Origin of the sequence: Rhizobium sp. 18065, from assembly GCF_902706095.1 — a bacterium.
Taxonomy (GTDB): Bacteria; Pseudomonadota; Alphaproteobacteria; order Rhizobiales; family Rhizobiaceae; genus Allorhizobium.
On sequence record NZ_CACSJP010000007.1, the window covers coordinates 281,092 to 299,371 of the forward strand.

The following is an 18,280-nucleotide window of genomic DNA, read 5'->3' on the forward strand; positions in this document are numbered from 1 at the left end:
TGTTCCCGGTCAAAAACTGCATCCTGCCCCTTTGCCTACACCTTCGTCAGTGCCCGTCGAGCCCGAGATCCCGGCCGATAGCCACGCAATCACGCAGCCAACCAAACCGAGAATCGGTCCATCCCATCAAGCATCTGCCGCCATTTCACACAATGCGAAAAAACCGCATGCTGATTAAGATAGTGGCGACACACGATATGACCAAGGCTTGTTGACGCCAAGCACCCATTCCCTTGGCGCATGACACCGGCGAACGACGAAATTAAGGCGAAGGCCAAGCGCCAGCACCCGGCAAGGCACCCGGCAAGGCACCGGTCGAGGCACCGGGTTCGGCATCGGGTTCGGCAAAGTGTCCGCCAAAACGCCGAACCGCGTCGAGATCCTGCCGGGCAAAAAAGTCAGCCGTCGCCGCTGCAACCAGCACGCGACCGGCCTCGAGAAACACCACGTCGCTGGCCAGCCGCTCGACATCGCGCGGATCATGGGTGACGAGCACGATCGTCGCCCCGGTCTCGCCGTGTAGATCGGCGAGCAGATCGACCATCACCGCCCGCAGCCCCGGATCGAGGGCCGCAAACGGCTCGTCGAGCAGCAGCACCGGTTTTTGCCGCACCAGTGCCCGGGCAAAGGCCGCCCGCTGCCGTTCGCCACCCGACAGCGAACCCGGCAGGCGTCGCTCGAACCCGCCAAGTCCGACCCGCTCCAGCGCAAGCGACACCACTTTGCGGTCCGCCGACGTCAACCGCAGCGCCGGATGAATGCCGAGCCCGATATTGGTGTAGAGGTCGAGATGGGCAAACAGGTTGTTGTCCTGGAACACCAGCGACACCGGCCGCGCGGCGGGTGCAAGCTCGGTAACATCCTGGTCGCCGATCAGGACGCGCCCGCTGTCTGGCCGCTCGAAGCCGGAAATCAGGTTGAGCAAGGTCGATTTGCCCGAGCCCGAAGCCCCGACAACCGCCGTGATCGCCCCCGCCTCGAAGCGGCAGTCGAAGTCGAAGGATACCGCTCCAAGCGTCAACCGCACCTGGTCGAGGCGGATCGCCGCCGATCCTTCCGTCATCATCGGCGTATTTCCTTTCCTTGCGGCGCGCCGACCAGCGCCAGCGCCAGACAGATGGCCCCGAGAATGAGCGCAAGGCCATCGGCGTCATGGCTGCGATAGCTGCCCATGCGCGCATAGATCAGCGACGGCAGCGTCGAGATGTTTTCCGATCCGAACAGCGCCACCGCCCCGAGATCGCCCAGCGACAGTGCCATGGCAAAGGCCAGCGCCATGGCCAGCGGCCGCTTCAGCACAGGCCAGTCAACCAGCCGGAACCGGGAAAATCCACCTAGCCCGAGCGAGGCCGAAAGCCGGGTTGTCCGTGCCCGGTGCTCGACAAAGGCCGGCTCCAGCACCCGCATGGTAAACGGCAGCGCCATCAGCGCATTGATGCCGATGACGATCACTGGTGCGAAGCTGGCGATGTCGCCTGTCTGGCGCAGCGCCAGAAACCAGCCGGTCGCCAGCACACTGGTCGGCACCAGCAGCACCAGCGACGAACTTGCCCCGAGCACTGCCGAAAACAGCCGCGCTCCGATGGCGGAAGGGCGCGCCGACGAAAGCGCGGCCCGGGCCGATACCACGCCGTAAGCGCAGGCGAGCGACAGCAGGCCGGCCGACGATGCGATGATCAGGCTGGTGCCCGCCGCCTGCCGGAATGCCGGCTCCCAGACCAGCTTGAGCAGATCGGCATTCACCCCCGACACGACCACCTGCGCCAGCGGCAGCACGAGAAACAGCGCCGCCAGCAAGAGCACGACAGCATCCAGAAGCCGGATCGGCAGCCCCATGCCGTCGAAACGGACAAACCGCCGACCGCTGGTCTGGCCGGTATCGACCGCTGCCGGCAGCAGGCTCAGGGCTGAAAGGATCGCGCCGGTGACGACGATCTGCATCAGCGCCAGCGAAACCGCCCGCTCCGGATCGAAATCGAAGCGCAGCGCCTGATAGATCGCCACCTCGATCGTCGTTGCCGCCGGCCCCCCGCCAAACACCAGCACCAGCGTGAAGCTGGTGGCGCAGAGCATGAAGATCAGGCCGCTAGCGCCTGGAATGACCCGCGCCAGCACCGGCCATTCGATGAAGCGGAAGGTCGATAGCGGCGACAGGCCGAGGCTTGCCGCCGAGCGCCAGTATTCCGCCGGCACCCGCTCCAGCGCCGACAGCATCAGCCGGGTCGCCAGCGGCAGGTTGAAGAACACATGTGCGATCAGGATGCCGGTCAGCCCGTAGATCGACACCGGCTCGGCAAGACCGGTCAGAAGCAGGCCATCGTTGATGATGCCCTGCCGCCCGAAGATACCGATCAGCCCGAGCGCCCCGATCAGCACCGGCAGGCCCATCGGTACCGCCATCAACCGGATCAGCCAGCGACGACCGGCAAAACCCGGCTGGCGCGCCAGCGCACTGGCAACCGGCAGGGCGAGGACAATCGACAGCACCGTCGAAAGAGCCGCCTGAAACAGCGTGAAGCGCAGCACCGAATGCACCACCGGATCGCCGATCACGCCGAGGAACGCGCCGTCCATCCGGCCGCTGAGCAGGGCTGCCAGCGCCGTGCCGATAAAGCCCGCCACCAGCGCCAGCACCAGAAGACCACCGGCCAGAGCCGGCAGTCTTTCAGCGTTCGACAGGATGCGTGGGCGTGCCATGCCGCAAGGCTCAGTTCAGCGTCATCGCCGACAGCCATTCGTCGATCCACGCCTTGCGGTTGGCAGCGACCTCGGCCGAGTTCATCAGGAACGTGGTCTTCGGCTGCACCAGCTTGCCGAAAGCGTCCGGCAGCGGCTCGGATGTCGCAGCCGCCGGCATCATCCAGTTGTTCGTCGGGATCGTGTCCTGGAAGCCCGGCTCCAGCATGAAGGCAAGGAACTGCCGGGCCAGATCCTTTTGCGGCGCGTTTTTCAACAGGCCCGCGACCTCGATCTGGATGTAATGGCCCTCGGAGAATTCCGCCGCCTGATAACGGTCGGTCTCTTCCGCCACCATGTGATAGGCCGGCGACGTGGTATAGGACAGCACCATCGGTGCCTCGCCCTTGGTGAACAGGCCGTAAGCCTCCGACCAGCCCGGCGTCACCGTCAGCACGCGGCCCTTGAGCTTCGCCCAGGCTTCCGGCGCCTTGTCGCCATAGACCGACTTCACCCAGAGCAGCAGGCCAAGCCCCGGCGTCGAGGTGCGCGGATCCTCGATGACGATCTTCTGGCTCGGATCGCCATCGACCAGTTCCTGCAGGCTCTTTGGCGGGGTCTTCAGCGTCTCGGTGTCATAGACCACGGCGAAATGACCGTAGTCATAGGGCACGAAGACCTCGTCGGAAAACCCGCCCGGCACCTTGGCCTTGGCGAGGTCGGCGCCGGAGGCCTCGAACAGGCCGGTCTGCTTGGCCTCTTCGGCCAGGCTGGTGTCGAGGCCGAGAACCACATCGGCCTTCGAGCCTTCGCCTTCCAGCTTCAGCCGGGTCAGCAATGCCACGCCATCGGCCACGCCGACGAAATTGACCGTGCAGCCGCAGCTCTTCTCGAAGGCTTCCTTGACCTTCGGCCCGGGGCCCCATTCGGAAATGAAGCTCTCATACGTATAGACGGTCAGTGTCTTGTCGGCGGCATGCGCCGGAAACGCAAGACTTGAGCCGAGAAGGCCCGTGGCAAGAAGCGAAGCGGTAAGGCCGGAACGCAAGGTGTCGACGAGATATGATGGCATGACGCCCTCCTCCTAAAAAAACAATTGATCTCGGGATAGGGCGCTTTGCGATCGACGCGTCTAATCCCTCCGCCGGTGTTAACCGGATCAGGTTCCGCGGGTTGGCTTTCGCCTCTCAGCATTTCGTCCCGATGGAACGAAAGGCACCCCGTTAGAGCACGCCTGAAATAGCGCGCCGCGCGGATCAGCGCAAGATGTGCCTTCCACATCACGCAAGGCCGCCATGCATCGACAGGTAAGGGAAACGCAAGCCCCGCATGCTAGACCTTGCCTTCGATAGATGGGATGAGTGTGCATGGTTACGTTTCATACCGAGCAGCAGGCCTCCGCGGAAAACGCCGTTGCAACCGTCGAACTGAGTTTCAGCCGTCAGGTCTCGATTGCCGCCGACAGTTTCTGGCGTTCGGCGGTCCGCAACCGCATTCTCGGCGTCGCCACCGCGCTGCTCGGCATCATCCTTCTGACCGCCTACGGCACCGTACTGCTCAATCAGTGGAATGCGCCCTTCTACAACGCGCTGGAACGGCGTGATCTCTCAGCCTTCCTCAACGAATTGCGCAACTTCGCCATCATTGCCGGCTTCCTGCTGCTGCTCAATGTCATCCAGACCTGGCTCAACCAGATGACCGCGCTCTATATGCGCGAGGGCCTGTCGCGCGATGTCGTCGACCAGTGGCTCAAGGACAAACGGGCCTTCCGCTTGTCGATGTCGAGCCCGCTCGGCGTCAATCCCGACCAGCGCCTGCATGAAGACGCCCGCAAACTCGCCGAAATGACCACCTCGCTGACGATAGGCCTGGTCCAGTCGACCATTCTCCTCGTCAGCTTCATCGGCGTCTTGTGGAACCTGTCGAGCAATTTCACCTTTCATGTAGCCGGATACAGCTTTGCCATCCCCGGCTACATGGTCTGGGGCGCCATCCTCTATGCGCTCGCAGCCTCGCTGCTCAGCCAGCTGGTCGGTACCAAGCTCTCGAAGCTCAATGCCGATCGCTACGCCCGCGAAGCCGACCTGCGTTTCTCGCTGATGCGGGCGAATGAAAATCTGGAAGCGATCGCGCTGGCGCGCGGCGAGGAAACCGAACGCCGCCATATCCACCAGACGCTCGACACCGTCATCGGATCGATCCGCCATCTCGCCATGGCGCTGACCAATCTCACCTGGGTCACTGCCGGTTTCGGCTGGCTGGCGATCATCGTGCCGATCCTGATCGCGTCGCCCGCCTATTTCGCCGGCCCGATGAGCTTTGGCGGCCTGATGATGGCGGCGGCCGCCTTCACCCAGGTCTATTCGGCGCTGCGCTGGTATGTCGACAATTTCGGCGCCATCGCCGACTGGCGCGCCGCCCTGATGCGCGTCACCGTCTTTCGTGCTGCCCTGATGGATCTCGACCAGCAGGTGCTGACCGCCGGGCGCATCACGATGGCAAGCGGCAAGCCGGGCCAGGTCGACCTCGAGGCGCTGGAGATCTGCGTCAGGGTCAACGGTGATGCCTGCGAAAGCGCCTTCCGCCTCAAGGAACGCGATATCACCATCAGGGCCGGCGAAAAGATCATGGTCAATGGCGACCAGGGCGTGAACCGCAAGCTTCTGTTCAATGCGCTGGCCGGCCTTTGGCCGTTCGGTGAAGGCAAGGTGACCTTGCCCGCCAATGAGGAAATCCTCTTCGTGCCGCAGGTCGGCTACCTGCCGGAGGGGCGCTTGCGCAGCCTTTTGGCCTATCCCGCACCCTCCGCCAGCTTTACCGATGCCGAACTGGCTGCAGCCCTCACCCGCGTCGGCCTGGACGAACTGGTCCGGCGCCTCGACGACCGCGCCCGCTGGGACCGAGCGCTGGACAAGGACGAACAGATGGCGCTGGCCTTCGCCAATATCCTCCTGCGCAAGCCGCGCTGGGTGGTCTTCTACGACGTGCTGGAAGGCCTGGAACCCGCCACCGAAGAGCGGCTATGCCGCATTCTCGGCGAACTCGGCGACACGACGCTCCTCTATATCGGCCGCTCCGCCGCCTATCTCAAGGCCACCAATCCAAGGCTCTTGCATCTGGAACGCACCGGCCACGCTGCGGATGCCCTGGTGGATTGATCGGCGCCTGTCCGTCGTTCCGTACACCGATTTTACAAGGCCGGCGCGCGGCCCCGCGCCGCCTGAGCGGCCGCCCCGGCCGCTGACTTCCTTCTCCCCCCGAGGGAGAAGGTGCCCGAAGGGCGGATGAGGGGGCTCACCCGCACAAACCACCGCACAACCACCTCCCGCGGGGATGACTTTTCCAATTCCCCCAACCTTTTCAATAAAACACACCCCATTTCATCCCCCTGGTTTTCACCCATGCCATAATCCTCCCCGTTCCGCCTTCGGATACACCGGGTGTTGCGAGCCCGGCGAAGCGGAACCGGCGCCGGAGGGCGCGGCTGTCGCAGGCCAGACCCTCCGGGCCGGATGCAACGGTCTCCCTCCGGTGGCGGGGTGGTGGATGGCAAAGACCTCGGATGGTTTGAGCCAACCTCGATCCCAACGGCCATCGGACGTGCCTCAGCGGCACACAAACAAGGCGCCGGACCTGATAGGTTGATCGAGTGATTGATCTTTCGGTTGCGGTGACAAAGACGGCGGGAGCTGCGGCGACAATGCCAAGGCTCCCCGGGCGAGGGTCAGGTCGGGATGTGCGCACATCCGCCGAGAACCTCCCGGGCACCCGGCCAGGACGTCTCGATGAGACGTTTCGGACCCAAGCCCGGTTGACGGTGAAACGCTTGGTTTCGCCGGCCAGAGCCGCCTTGCCAGAGAGACGCATGCAACCGGCAAAAATCGCCGAACAGGGCGCCGGAAGGAGCCATATAATTTATTCAATCAGGTTGCTTCTGGCGCCCTGTCCGAAACTGACACGCTATCCCCGGAGGAGGACATCCAACCGGTGTTTTGGCATGGGATTTTTGAAGGTTTGGAATGATGAGGATGTTGGGTGGAATACCGAACCATGAGCGTCGCCACAGCCGTACCGGCAAACGTCAGCGCCAGTTCACCCCCCTCTGTCGGCTCCGCCGACATCTCCCCCACGCGGGGGGAGATCGCCGAGGCCTCGGCGCGAGGGAGAGCAATGGACTGCATTGCTCAGGTAAACACATGGACGACAAGACATCGCACCATTGCATCGGCTTCGAACAAACAAGATTTCCGTTTGGGCGAGCGGCAAACCACCTGCCGATCTCCCTCCTTGTGGGGGAGATGGCCGGCAGGCCAGAGGGGGTGTTGCCGAACACGGAGGCAAACGATCCAGTGGTTCGTTTGCAGTGACAAACTGCCCGGCAGGGCAGAGGAGGTGTTGCCCGAACCAAACGCCAAAGCGGGCAAACACCAGACGCTCAGGCTTATCACACCGGAAGCACTGTACGCCGCATCGCAATCCCTCAATGATGACAGGAGATGCAAATCACCACGTCAGCATCATCGATGTACCAGACCTCAAAAGCGGGGTGGATCAGCAGCGCCGCCTCTTACCCCTCCAGTTCCTCGCGCAGCATTTCCAGTTCAAGCCATTCCTCTTCCATCCGGGTTACGCTGTCGCGCAGCTTTTCCGTCTCGGCGGCGAGTTTGTTGAACGTCGCGGCGTCCTTGGCAAACAGGGTCGGATCAGCCATCTTCGCCTCGCGGGCGGCGATCTCCTTCTGTGCCTTTTCCATCTCCTTCGGCAGGTTCTCCAGCGCGAACTTCTGCTTGAACGACAGTTTGCCCCGGCCCTTCGCGCCACCGCTCTCGGCCGGCTTGCCCGAAGCCTCCTGCGCCTTCGCCTTCTCCGCCTTTTCCGCCTTCTTCCGCTCGTCCTCGACACCCTTGCGCTGCGCCAGCATGTCGGAATAGCCGCCGGCATATTCGATCCAGCGGCCATCCGGATTTTCCGGATCGGCCGGGGCGATCGTCGAGGTCACGGTGCGGTCGAGGAAATCGCGGTCATGGCTGACCAGGATGACGGTGCCAGAATAGCCGGCGACGATCTCCTGCAACAGATCGAGCGTCTCGATGTCGAGGTCGTTGGTCGGCTCGTCGAGGATCAAGAGGTTCGACGGCTTGGCCATGATCCGCGCCAGCATCAGCCGCGCCCGCTCGCCGCCCGACAGGTTGCGGATCGGGGTACGTGCCTGTTCCGGCTGGAACAGGAATTCCTTCATATAGCCGGTCACATGCTTCTGCTCGCCATTGACCAGCAGGTTTTCTCCGCGGCCGTCGGTCAGGTAATTCGCCAGCGTGTCGTCCGGATCGAGATCCTCGCGCTTCTGGTCGAGTACGGCGATCTCGAGATTGGTGCCAAGCTTGATTTTGCCGGAATCCTGCTTCATCTGGCCGGTCAGCATCTTCAGCAATGTCGTCTTGCCGGCGCCGTTCGGGCCGATCAGGCCGATGCAGTCGCCGCGATGCACCCGGATCGAAAACGGCGCGACGATGGTCCGGTCGCCGTAAGCCTTGGTGATCTTGTCGGCCTCGACCACCAGCTTGCCGCTTTCCCGGCCTTCGCTGACGGAGGCCTGGATCGTGCCTTGCGGTCCCTTGTGGCCGCGATAGTCGGCGCGCAGGCTCTGCAGATTGCCGAGGCGGCGCATGTTGCGCTTGCGCCTGGCGGTCACGCCATAGCGCAGCCAGTGCTCCTCGCGCTGGATTTCCTTGCCGAGCTTGTGCTGCTCGATCTCTTCCTCTTCCAGCACCTTGTCGCGCCATTCCTCGAAATGGCCAAAGCCCCGGTTGAGCCGTCGCGACAGGCCGCGGTCGAGCCAGACCGTGGCGGTCGAGACCTTTTCGAGAAAACGACGGTCATGGGAGATGACCACCAGGGCACTGCGGCTCTTGGCAAGCTCGCCTTCCAGCCATTCGATGGTCGGCAGGTCCAGATGGTTGGTCGGCTCGTCGAGCATCAGGATGTCGGGCTCGGGCGCCATGACGCGGGCAAGCGCCGCACGCCGCGCCTCGCCACCCGACAGGCTGGCCGGATCTTCCTGGCCGGTGAGGCCCAGATGCTCGAGCAGATAGGTCACGCGATACGGATCGTCGCCCGGCCCAAGACCGGCTTCGGCATAGGCCTGGACCGTGGTGTAGGCGCCGAAATCCGGCGCCTGTTCCAGGTAGCGGACCGTCGACGAAGGATGACGGAAAACCTCGCCCGACTGTGCCTCGACCATGCCGGCGGCGATCTTCATCAGCGTCGACTTGCCCGAGCCGTTGCGGCCAACCAGGCAGATCCGGTCGCCCGGTTCGATCTGCAGATTGGCTCCGTTGAGCAGCGGGGCGCCACCGAAGGAAAGAAAGATGTCGTCGAGTTTCAGGATGGGAGGCGCCAAGGCTTCAGGCTCCGGTCATGTCATGAGGGCGGGCAAGGATCACCGCGTCACCGCGTGTCAGCGAGAAGCGCACAGGCCCTTCCGCGACGTTGGAAATGGTGCGCGACGATCCGAAGGCAAGATCGTAATCGGCAAGTGGATAACGGGCATTCTCGATCGTCAGGCCGGCAAGATCGGTGAGACCGAGAACGGAAAACAGCGAACCCCTGGGCAGGTCGATGACCCGCGGCGCACGCAAAAGCGGATAGGCCTCTTCGAGACCCGAACTCATCACCACGTCGATCCCGCGCTTGGCAAGCGCCACCGCCGACAGAAGATGCATCAGCGCATGATCGGAGCGTTCGCCGCCGAGCGCACCGGCCAGGATCAGCCGCGTCGCACCGCGCGACAGAGCCGCGTCGACGGCGATCTCGCCATCGGTCGAGGCCTTGCGCGCCGGATAGGGCATGCGCGGCACATCGGGAAAATCCTCGACCGGCAGATCGTCCGAACTGTCGAAATCCCCGACCCAGAGCTCCGGCTTGAGACCGAGTACGGCCGCATGGCGCATGCCGCCATCGGCCGCAATCACGCGGCTTTCAGCGACGGCGGCCTTCAGCCGGTCGGTCGGTTCGACAAGCCCGCCGAGAAGGATGGAAAAGATGCGCTGCGTCATGGCTCTGCCCATAACCCATCTTGTGCCAAAAGCAAAAGCCCGATCACGCCCCGATCATGCAATGCCAGACGACACGATGCCGATTCACGCGATGCCAGATCACGCAAGGAAAGCGCGGCAACGCATGCCGTTGCCGCGGATCGATCGTGACGGCTGCAGGGCCGGACCCGTCAGCGCTTCTTGGTGCCGGTGGTTTCGGCCGTCTTCATCTGATTGGTGAAGCTGGAAACCGGAGCAGAAGAGGCAGGCTTGTCCTTGTCCTTCTTCGGCTTTCTTACTTCGCGGTTCGAACGCTGTTGACCTTTAGCCATGGACCTTGTTCCTTCTGTATATGGGCCGGCGCCTGTTTCGGCGTCTGGCTGCGGGTGGGGTCGATATCGTCTTCGCCGACGCAACGGTCGAAATTCTCGGCTTCGAAGCGCACCCGGTATTGGCGTTTGCCGCCGGTCTCGGGCAGCGTCGCGGTGATCTTGCAGACACCCGGCGTACGCGCCACGCGCACAGGACCGTCCTTCAGGAAGATCATGTCGCCGATTGCAAATTTATGTCCACTCATCAGGGTCTCCTCCGCGCGCCGGGCGCTGCGGGTGTAGCAAAGCCGCCGGGACGCTCTGATCGCATACCGGGGGAAGTTTCTGTTTCGAAAAGACACGCAAGCCCGCCATTGCGACGGCTGGTGGCGACGACCGCAAGACGGTGGCCGGCTTTGTTTTGATCAAGGAAGAAAAATCTGACACATCCGGCGCCGGTGATCCCGTCCCTGTGGGGGGAGACGCGCCTCAACTGGACGTGTGAAACTGAAGTCGCTTCAGACTGTCAGATTTCGGCGTAAATACAAGCTTTATCTGCGCCGCAACACCCCGGCTAGCCCGTATCCGACACCCGGATCGAGGACCGGCTTGCGCTTGCATGAACCCGCCAGGCTCACTAGGTTTCGCACCAGACAGCGCATGAGGAAACAGACAATGCAGTTCACCGGGACCGCCGACTATGTCGCCGACAAGGATCTGATGATCGCGGTCAATGCCGCGATTGCGCTGGAGCGGCCACTGCTGGTCAAGGGCGAGCCCGGCACCGGCAAGACCGAGCTGGCGCGCCAGGTGGCCGCAGCCCTTGGCCTCGAGATGATCGAATGGAACGTCAAGTCGACGACCAAGGCGCAGCAGGGTCTCTACGAATATGATGCCGTTTCGCGGCTGCGCGACAGCCAGCTCGGTGACCCGCGCGTCAATGACGTCGGCAACTACATCCGCCGCGGCAAGCTCTGGCAAGCCTTTGCCGCCGAGCGGAAATGCGTGCTCCTGATCGACGAGATCGACAAGGCCGATATCGAGTTTCCCAACGACCTGCTGCAGGAACTCGACCGCATGGAATTCCATGTCTACGAGACCGGCGAACTGGTGAAGGCCAGGGTCCGGCCGATCGTCATCATCACCTCGAACAACGAAAAGGAACTGCCGGACGCATTTCTCCGCCGCTGCTTTTTCCACTATATCCGCTTCCCCGAAGCCGACACGCTGGCCCGCATTGTCGAGGTGCACTACCCCGGCATCAAGCAGACACTGCTGCGCAATGCGCTGACCCAGTTCTACGAGATCCGCGAGACGCCCGGCCTGCGCAAGAAGCCCTCGACATCCGAGGCACTCGACTGGATCCGGCTGCTGGTCGCCGACGATATCGATCCCGCCGACCTGCGCGGCGATCCGAAACACGCGCTGCCGAAACTGCACGGCGCGCTGCTGAAGAACGAACAGGATGTGCATCTTTTCGAACGGCTGGCCTTTATGGCGCGTCGGGAGGGGCGCTAGCGGTAGCACCTCACCTGCGCTGCATTGCGCCATGTTTTTTCGTTGATTTGCAGGCCTGACAGGCGTAAACAGCGCGGGTGTTTCGTGGTGATTTGGCCGGCCGGCTTGCAGCCACGTAAAATAAGTCGCTAAAGGGCCGAGGCAAGTTCAACACTTTCCAAGGACCGGTAGCGATATGCAAAGCTGCCGGTATTTTTGTTTTGGCGGTCTAGTACCGTCGCGACACGGAAAGTTGAGAGCAAGATGCCGATCAGGATTCCCGATACACTGCCCGCCTTTGAAACCCTCGTGCATGAGGGCGTTCGGGTGATGACCGAAACGGTGGCTGTCCGCCAGGACATCCGCCCGCTGCAGATCGGCCTGCTCAATCTCATGCCGAACAAGATCAAGACGGAACTGCAGTTTGCCCGCCTGATCGGCGCCTCGCCGCTGCAGGTCGAGCTCACTCTGGTGCGCGTCGGCGGCCACAAGGCGAAAAACACGTCCGAAGAGCATCTCCTGTCCTTCTACCAGACCTGGGACGAGGTGAAGCACCGCAAGTTCGACGGCTTCATCGTCACCGGCGCGCCGGTCGAGACCATGCCATACGAGGATGTCACCTACTGGAATGAGATGGCGCAGATCTTCGACTGGACCGAAACCCATGTGCATTCGTCGATGAATGTCTGCTGGGGCGCGATGGCGGCGATCTACCATTTTCACAAGGTGCCGAAGCATCCGCTGAAGGAAAAGGCATTCGGCGTCTATCGCCATCGCAACCTGGCGCCATCCTCGGTGTTCCTCAACGGCTTTTCCGATGATTTCCAGGTGCCTGTGTCACGTTGGACGGAAGTCCGCCGTGCCGAGATCGAGACGGAAAAGAGCCTGAACATCCTGCTCGAATCCGACGAGATGGGCGTCTGCCTGGTGCAGGAGGACCGCGCCAAGCGCCTCTATATGTTCAACCACGTCGAATATGATTCCACCTCGCTGGCGGATGAATATTTCCGCGACGTCAATGCCGGCATCCCGATCAAGATGCCGCACAACTATTTCCCCCATAACGACGACACGCTGGCGCCGCTCAATCGCTGGCGCGGCCATGCGCATCTGCTGTTCGGCAACTGGATCAACGAGATCTACCAGACGACGCCCTATGATGTGAACGAGATCGGCAAGGATCTGTAGCCATGGCCCATTCAGACGCAGCACTCGTGGAAATCCGGCCGCTTATCGCAGCCGACGAACAGGACTGGCGGCGTCTGTGGAAGGCCTATCTGGCCTTCTACGAAACCGAACTGCCGGAGGAGATCTATCAGGCGACCTTTGCCCGGCTCATCTCCGGCGGTGCCGGCGAATATCGCGGGCTGCTGGCATTGGTCGACGGCAGACCCGTCGGCCTTGCCCATATCCTCTTCCATCGCTCCTGCTGGCATATCGACAACATCTGCTACCTGCAGGACCTCTACGCCGACCCGGATGTCCGCGGAAAGGGCATCGGCCGGGCCCTGATCGAGGCGGTCTATCGGGTGGCAGAAGCGGAGAATGCCAGGGAGGTCTACTGGATGACCCAGGAATTCAACGGGACAGCCAGGCGGCTCTATGACAGGATCGCCGACAAGACGCCCTTCATCATCTACCAGAAGAACCTCTGAACGCCGATGTTCCTGCCTTTCTTCCTGCGGCTCAGACAAGAGAAGATCCCGGTGACGCTGCGGGAATATCTGTCGCTGCTGGAGGGCATGCAGGCGGGGCTGGTCGATTTCGATATCGACGGCTTCTATTTTCTCGCCCGAACGACGCTGGTCAAGGACGAGCGTTTCATCGACCGTTTTGACCGTGTGTTCGGCGAAATCTTCGGCGGCCTCGTTGCCGAGCCGTCGGGCGACGGCGGCGAGACCGTTGCCATCCCTGACGAATGGCTGCGCAGGCTTGCCGAAAGGCACCTTTCGGAAGATGACAAGAAGCTGATCGAGGCGCTGGGCGGCTTCGACGCACTGATGGAAACGCTGCGACAGCGCCTCGCCGAGCAGAAAGAGCGCCACCAGGGCGGCTCGAAATGGATCGGCACCGCCGGCACTTCGCCTTTCGGCGCCTATGGCTACAATCCGGAAGGCGTGCGCATCGGTCAGGAGGAGAGCCGTCACCGGCGCGCGGTCAAGGTCTGGGATAGCCGCGAATTCCGCAATCTCGACGACAATGTCGAGCTGGGAACCCGCAACATCAAGGTCGCGCTGAGACGGTTGCGCCGGTTTGTCCGGCAAGGAGCAGCCGAAGAGTTCGACCTTGCCGGCACGATCCGCGCCACCGCCGAACACGGCTATCTCGACGTCAAGACGCAGGCCGAGCGCAAGAATGCGGTCAAGCTGCTGATGTTCTTCGACATCGGCGGTTCGATGGACGATCATGTCAAAGGCGTCGAGGAGCTGTTTTCGGCGGCCCGCGCCGAGTTTCGCCACATGGACTATTTCTACTTCCACAATTGCCCTTATGAGCGGGTCTGGAAGGACAATCGTCGGCGCCATGCCGATACGATCGCGACACAGGATATCATCCGCACTTTCGGGCCGGACTACCGGCTGATCTTTGTTGGCGATGCGGCGATGAGCCCTTACGAGATCACCCAGCCGGGTGGCTCTGTCGAACACTGGAACACCGAAAGTGGCGCGGTCTGGCTGCAGAGGCTGACCGGACATTTCCGCCGCCATCTATGGATCAATCCACTGACCGAGCCGCAATGGGACTATACGATGTCGGTCGGATTGATTCGCCGGTTGCTGGAGAACAGGATGTTTCCCCTGACGCTGGGTGGCCTGGAGGCGGCGGCCCGCGAACTGGCACGATAAGACAGAACAACAAACGCAATACCGGGAGAGACACATGGCAAGGCAGGCATTCGGACAGACGGCAAACGGCGAGACCGTCGACAAGGTGACGCTGAGCGGCGGCGGCCTGACGGCCTCGATCATCACCTATGGCGCAGCCCTGCAGGATCTGCGCCTGGAAGGCCATGCCGCGCCGCTGGTGCTCGGCTTCGACACGCTCGACGGCTACCTCAACCACTCGCCCTATTTCGGCGCCACGCCCGGCCGCTGCGCCAACCGCATCGGCAACGGCCGCTTCACGCTCGACGGCACCGACTACCAGCTCGAATTGAACGAGCGCGGCTTAAGCCATCTGCATGGCGGCTCCGACGGCATGGGCAAGCGCAACTGGAAGATCCTCGGCCTGTCTCCCGACAGCGTGACGCTGGAAATCAGCGACGCGGAAGGCCGCGCCGGCTATCCCGGCACTACGCGGACCACGACGACCTATACGCTAAAGCCGGAAGGCACGCTGTCGGTCGTCTTCGAGACCACGACCGACAAGCCGACCATCGCCAATGTCTGCCATCATTCCTATTTCAATCTCGATGGCCGCGATGACATTCTCGGCCATGACCTGATGATCGCCGCCGATCATTTTACCCCGGTCGACGACCGGCTGATCCCCACCGGCGAGATCCGTCCCGTCGCCGGCAGCGACTTCGATTTTCGCGAGATGCGCCCGATCCGGCAGACGGTGGACGGCGCGCAACTGGGCTATGACCACAATTTCTGCTTCTCGCCCGCCCGGACCGACAAGCGCAGCGTGGCACTGGCCCGCAGCGTCAATTCCGGCGTCTCGCTGGAAGTCCGCACCACTGAGCCCGGCGTGCAGTTCTATGCCGGCGGCAAGGTCGCACCCGACGCTCCCGGACTGGACGGCCGCCGCTACGGCGCCTTTGCCGGCTTCTGCCTGGAAACCCAGATCTGGCCGGACGCCATCAACCACAAGGGCTTCCCCAATGCGGTCCTGCGTCCGGGCGAAGTCCTGCGCCAGGAAACGGATTATGTGTTTTCGAAGAGCTAAGTGATGGGTTCGAAGGGGGCAGGTTCGTGCGCGCCTGTCCCGACATCCACGAAACGTGAAATAGGCACATGAAACCGCAACACGCCGTGGCGTGCCAATTTCCATCAATGTCGTCATTGGAAGAAAATGGAGCGGGTGAAGCGATTCGAACGCTCGACCCCAACCTTGGCAAGGTTGTGCTCTACCCCTGAGCTACACCCGCTCATAACCTCGATCCTGGGGTAGTCAGTGGATCGTGGGCCGCCGTTTCTGCGGCGACGGGCGCTATATCGCTCAAACGATTTTCAATTGCAACAGGGAAATGAAAGTTTGCTGCGAAAAAAATGCAGCGAAGTTGAAAAAATCTCGCAAACCCCAGAAAACGCGGGCTTTTCTGCCGCGCGTTAGATTGTCAGGTGTCGGAGACGGGCCTATCTCTGGCGGCGGAATCCGCTAGACCTGCCGCAACAGCCTTGAACAGGAATGCCAAAATGACCGCCGAAACCGATATTGCCCAGCCGCTAAATGCCGATGCCAAAACCGCGGAAGATCTGTTCCGCTTTCTTGATGGACTGAACATCGAGCACAAGACCAAGACCCATCCGCCGGTGTTCACCGTGGCCGAATCGGTGTCTTTGCGCGACGAGATCCCCGGCGGCCATACCAAGAACCTTTTCGTCAAGGATAAGAAGGACCATTTCTTCCTGCTCACCGTCGAGGAAAACGCCGTGGTCGATCTGAAGACCGTGCACACGATCATCGGCGCTGCCAGCAAGGTGTCGTTCGGCAAGCCGGAAAAGCTGATGGACTATCTCGGCGTCGTGCCAGGTGCCGTGACCGCGTTCGGCGCGATCAACGACACCGGCAACAATGTGACTTTCGTGCTCGACGCCGATCTGATGAAACATGAAATCATCAACGGGCATCCGCTCTCGAATGATGCGACAACCTCGATCGGCAGCCAGGACCTGCTGCGCTTCATCGAGGCAACCGGCCATCAGCCGCTTGTCTTGAAAGTGACAGCCTGACATACGATCTTTAAGGCAGTTCAGCAGCCCTGATCAGGCGGGCGAAAAACAGGCGGGAGAAACGCACATGAGCGACTACGGCAATCCCTTTGGCGGTTACGGCAACCAGCAGATGACGGCCAAGGCGCAATTTGGCGACAGCCCCGCAGCGAGCCCCGCGCCAAGCCAAGCAGCAAGCCAAGCCCCGGCAGCGGCGCTGATCAAGGATACGACAACGGCGGGCTTCACCAGGGACGTGCTGGAGGAATCGCGCCTGCAGCCGGTTCTGGTCGATTTCTGGGCCCCCTGGTGCGGCCCGTGCAAGCAATTGACCCCCGTGATCGAAAAGGCCGTCAACGAGGCCGAGGGCCGCGTCAAGCTGGTCAAGATGAACATCGACGATCATCCGGCCATTCCGGGCCAGCTCGGCATCCAGTCGATCCCGGCCGTCGTCGCCTTCGTCGACGGCCGTCCGATCGACGGCTTCATGGGCGCGCTGCCGGAAAGCCAGGTCAAGCAATTCATCGACAAGGTCGCAGGCCCCGCCGGTGCCGACCAGGCAGCCGAGATCGCGGCTGTACTGGAAGAGGCTTCCGGCCTGGTCGCAGCCGGCGACATCGACGGTGCGGCGCAGCTGTTTGCCGCCGTGCTCCAGGCCGATCCGGACAATGTCAAGGCGCTGGCCGGCATGGCCGAATGCATGATTGTCGCCAACCAGCATGTCCGCGCCCGCGAACTGCTGACACAATTGCCGGAAGAACTTGCCAAGGCACCGGAAGTGCAGGCGCAATTGAAGCGTCTCGACCAGATCGACGAGGCGCGCAAGCTCGGCGATCCGGTGGCGCTCGAACACACGCTTTCGCTCGATCCCGACGATCACGACGCGCGCATGAAGCTTGCCAAGATCCGCAATGTCGAAGGCAGGCGCGAGGAAGCGGCCGAACATCTGCTGCTGATCATGCGACGCGACCGCGCCTATGACGACGACGGTGCACGCCGCCAGCTGCTGCAGTTTTTCGAGGTCTGGGGACCGAAGGAGCCGGCAACGATCATGGCCCGCCGCAAGCTGTCCTCGATTCTCTTTTCGTGACGCCGACCACTCTTTTGCCGAACTCCACCGCGCGGCCTTGAGTTTTGCCCCGCGTGTTCCAAATAAGGAAGTGAGACTAGAGGCCGGTTTTGGCCGGACAGGATGTGCTTCGATGCAAGTGGGAAATGCCAGATATCTGACCGCCGGTGACTTGCCGGAGACAATCCCCGTTTTCCCGATCTCCGGCGTGCTGCTTTTGCCCGGCGGGCAACTGCCCCTCAACGTCTTTGAACCGCGTTATCTGGCGCTGTTCGACGCAGCCCTTTCCGGCAATCGGCTGATCGGCATGATCCAGCCGGCGATGAGCGAGCCGCAGACCAATATCCTGCCGGAAAGGCCAGCGCTTTCCCAGGTCGGCTGTATCGGGCGCATCACATCGTTTACCGAGACCGGCGACGGCCGCTATGTCATCTCGCTGTCCGGCATCTGCCGGTTCCGGCTGCTGGAGGAAGTGGCCGGCTCCAAGCCATACCGATCCTTCCATATCGCACCGTTCATCACCGACCTCACCACCAGCGAGGACGAAGGTCAGGTCGATCGTGTCGGCCTGCTGGCTGCTTTTCGTGCCTATCTCGATGCCAACAAGCTGGAAGCGGACTGGGAAAGCGTCGAGCGCGCCAGCAATGTGACACTGGTCAATTCGCTGTCGATGATGTCGCCTTTCGGTCCGGCGGAAAAGCAGGCCCTGCTTGAAGCCCCGGACCTCAAGACCCGCGCCGAGACGCTGATCGCCATTACCGAGATCGTACTCGCGCGCACCTTCGGCGATGCCGACAGCATGCTGCAATAGAGAGC

General features: G+C 62.3%; 16 protein-coding genes, 1 tRNA gene and 2 riboswitches. Of the genes, 9 read left to right on the forward strand and 8 right to left on the reverse strand.

Features of this window, described 5'->3' with window-relative positions; all coding sequences use genetic code 11:
* Positions 1-262: 262 nt before the first annotated feature.
* Genes GVK95_RS17965 through thiB form a run of 3 tightly spaced genes read right to left on the reverse strand, consistent with a single transcriptional unit; the run spans position 263 to position 3,748 of the window.
* A complete protein-coding gene (locus tag GVK95_RS17965) occupies positions 263-1,063 on the reverse strand; it encodes an ATP-binding cassette domain-containing protein (RefSeq protein WP_159952119.1) in 801 nt (266 codons plus the stop codon).
* Complete coding sequence (gene thiP, locus GVK95_RS17970) at positions 1,063-2,697, reverse strand: thiamine/thiamine pyrophosphate ABC transporter permease (protein ID WP_159952076.1); 1,635 nt, start codon at positions 2,695-2,697, stop codon at positions 1,063-1,065. Before thiP ends, GVK95_RS17965 begins: the two co-directional genes overlap by 1 nt.
* Before the next feature lie 10 nt (positions 2,698-2,707).
* The gene (thiB, locus tag GVK95_RS17975; RefSeq protein WP_244618806.1) at positions 2,708-3,748 is read right to left on the reverse strand and encodes a thiamine ABC transporter substrate binding subunit; all 1,041 of its coding nucleotides are present in this window, start codon (positions 3,746-3,748) and stop codon (positions 2,708-2,710) included.
* A gap of 47 nt (positions 3,749-3,795) precedes the next feature.
* Positions 3,796-3,909, reverse strand: a riboswitch (TPP riboswitch).
* A gap of 134 nt (positions 3,910-4,043) precedes the next feature.
* Here thiB and GVK95_RS17980 point away from each other — a divergent pair.
* On the forward strand, positions 4,044-5,834 hold the full coding sequence (locus GVK95_RS17980; RefSeq protein WP_159952077.1) for an ABC transporter ATP-binding protein/permease: 1,791 nt from the start codon (positions 4,044-4,046) through the stop codon (positions 5,832-5,834).
* A gap of 1,409 nt (positions 5,835-7,243) precedes the next feature.
* Here GVK95_RS17980 and GVK95_RS17985 read toward each other — a convergent pair.
* From GVK95_RS17985 to GVK95_RS17995, 4 genes are all read right to left on the reverse strand, one after another.
* Positions 7,244-9,076, reverse strand: coding sequence for an ABC-F family ATP-binding cassette domain-containing protein (locus GVK95_RS17985; protein ID WP_159952078.1), 1,833 nt, complete (start codon positions 9,074-9,076; stop codon positions 7,244-7,246).
* Positions 9,077-9,080: 4 nt separating this feature from the next.
* Positions 9,081-9,731, reverse strand: coding sequence for a thiamine diphosphokinase (locus tag GVK95_RS17990; protein WP_159952079.1), 651 nt, complete (start codon positions 9,729-9,731; stop codon positions 9,081-9,083).
* Between the two features lie 170 nt (positions 9,732-9,901).
* On the reverse strand, positions 9,902-10,042 hold the full coding sequence (locus GVK95_RS25060) for a hypothetical protein (protein ID WP_200844314.1): 141 nt from the start codon (positions 10,040-10,042) through the stop codon (positions 9,902-9,904).
* Entirely contained in the window at positions 10,006-10,287 is a 282-nt protein-coding gene (locus tag GVK95_RS17995; RefSeq protein WP_159952080.1) for a cold-shock protein, read from the reverse strand. The genes GVK95_RS25060 and GVK95_RS17995 overlap by 37 nt, the downstream gene beginning before the upstream one ends.
* Before the next feature lie 409 nt (positions 10,288-10,696).
* On the opposite strand from GVK95_RS17995, the gene GVK95_RS18000 reads away from it, so the two are divergent.
* The 5 genes from GVK95_RS18000 to GVK95_RS18020 all read left to right on the forward strand — a co-directional run bounded on the left by GVK95_RS18000 (position 10,697) and on the right by GVK95_RS18020 (position 15,409).
* Positions 10,697-11,539, forward strand: a complete 843-nt coding sequence (locus tag GVK95_RS18000) for a MoxR family ATPase (protein ID WP_159952081.1) — start codon at positions 10,697-10,699, stop codon at positions 11,537-11,539.
* 74 nt (positions 11,540-11,613) lie between these two features.
* A riboswitch (SAM riboswitch) is annotated at positions 11,614-11,691 on the forward strand.
* Between the two features lie 91 nt (positions 11,692-11,782).
* Positions 11,783-12,706 carry a homoserine O-succinyltransferase gene (metA, locus tag GVK95_RS18005; protein WP_159952082.1) on the forward strand — a complete coding sequence of 308 codons (924 nt, stop codon included), beginning with the start codon at positions 11,783-11,785 and terminating at the stop codon, positions 12,704-12,706.
* A gap of 2 nt (positions 12,707-12,708) precedes the next feature.
* Positions 12,709-13,173, forward strand: a complete 465-nt coding sequence (locus GVK95_RS18010) for a GNAT family N-acetyltransferase (protein WP_159952083.1) — start codon at positions 12,709-12,711, stop codon at positions 13,171-13,173.
* 6 nt (positions 13,174-13,179) lie between these two features.
* On the forward strand, positions 13,180-14,364 hold the full coding sequence (locus GVK95_RS18015) for a VWA domain-containing protein (RefSeq protein WP_159952084.1): 1,185 nt from the start codon (positions 13,180-13,182) through the stop codon (positions 14,362-14,364).
* Positions 14,365-14,398: 34 nt separating this feature from the next.
* Positions 14,399-15,409 carry an aldose epimerase family protein gene (locus GVK95_RS18020; protein WP_159952085.1) on the forward strand — a complete coding sequence of 337 codons (1,011 nt, stop codon included), beginning with the start codon at positions 14,399-14,401 and terminating at the stop codon, positions 15,407-15,409.
* Positions 15,410-15,536: 127 nt separating this feature from the next.
* Here the strand turns inward: GVK95_RS18020 and GVK95_RS18025 are convergent.
* A tRNA-Gly gene (locus GVK95_RS18025) sits at positions 15,537-15,611 on the reverse strand.
* 268 nt (positions 15,612-15,879) lie between these two features.
* Here GVK95_RS18025 and GVK95_RS18030 point away from each other — a divergent pair.
* The 3 genes from GVK95_RS18030 to GVK95_RS18040 all read left to right on the forward strand — a co-directional run bounded on the left by GVK95_RS18030 (position 15,880) and on the right by GVK95_RS18040 (position 18,275).
* Positions 15,880-16,416 carry a prolyl-tRNA synthetase associated domain-containing protein gene (locus GVK95_RS18030; RefSeq protein ID WP_159952086.1) on the forward strand — a complete coding sequence of 179 codons (537 nt, stop codon included), beginning with the start codon at positions 15,880-15,882 and terminating at the stop codon, positions 16,414-16,416.
* A gap of 67 nt (positions 16,417-16,483) precedes the next feature.
* The gene (trxA, locus tag GVK95_RS18035; RefSeq protein WP_159952087.1) at positions 16,484-17,485 is read left to right on the forward strand and encodes a thioredoxin; all 1,002 of its coding nucleotides are present in this window, start codon (positions 16,484-16,486) and stop codon (positions 17,483-17,485) included.
* A gap of 112 nt (positions 17,486-17,597) precedes the next feature.
* A complete protein-coding gene (locus GVK95_RS18040; protein WP_159952088.1) occupies positions 17,598-18,275 on the forward strand; it encodes an LON peptidase substrate-binding domain-containing protein in 678 nt (225 codons plus the stop codon).
* Positions 18,276-18,280: the final 5 nt, after the last annotated feature.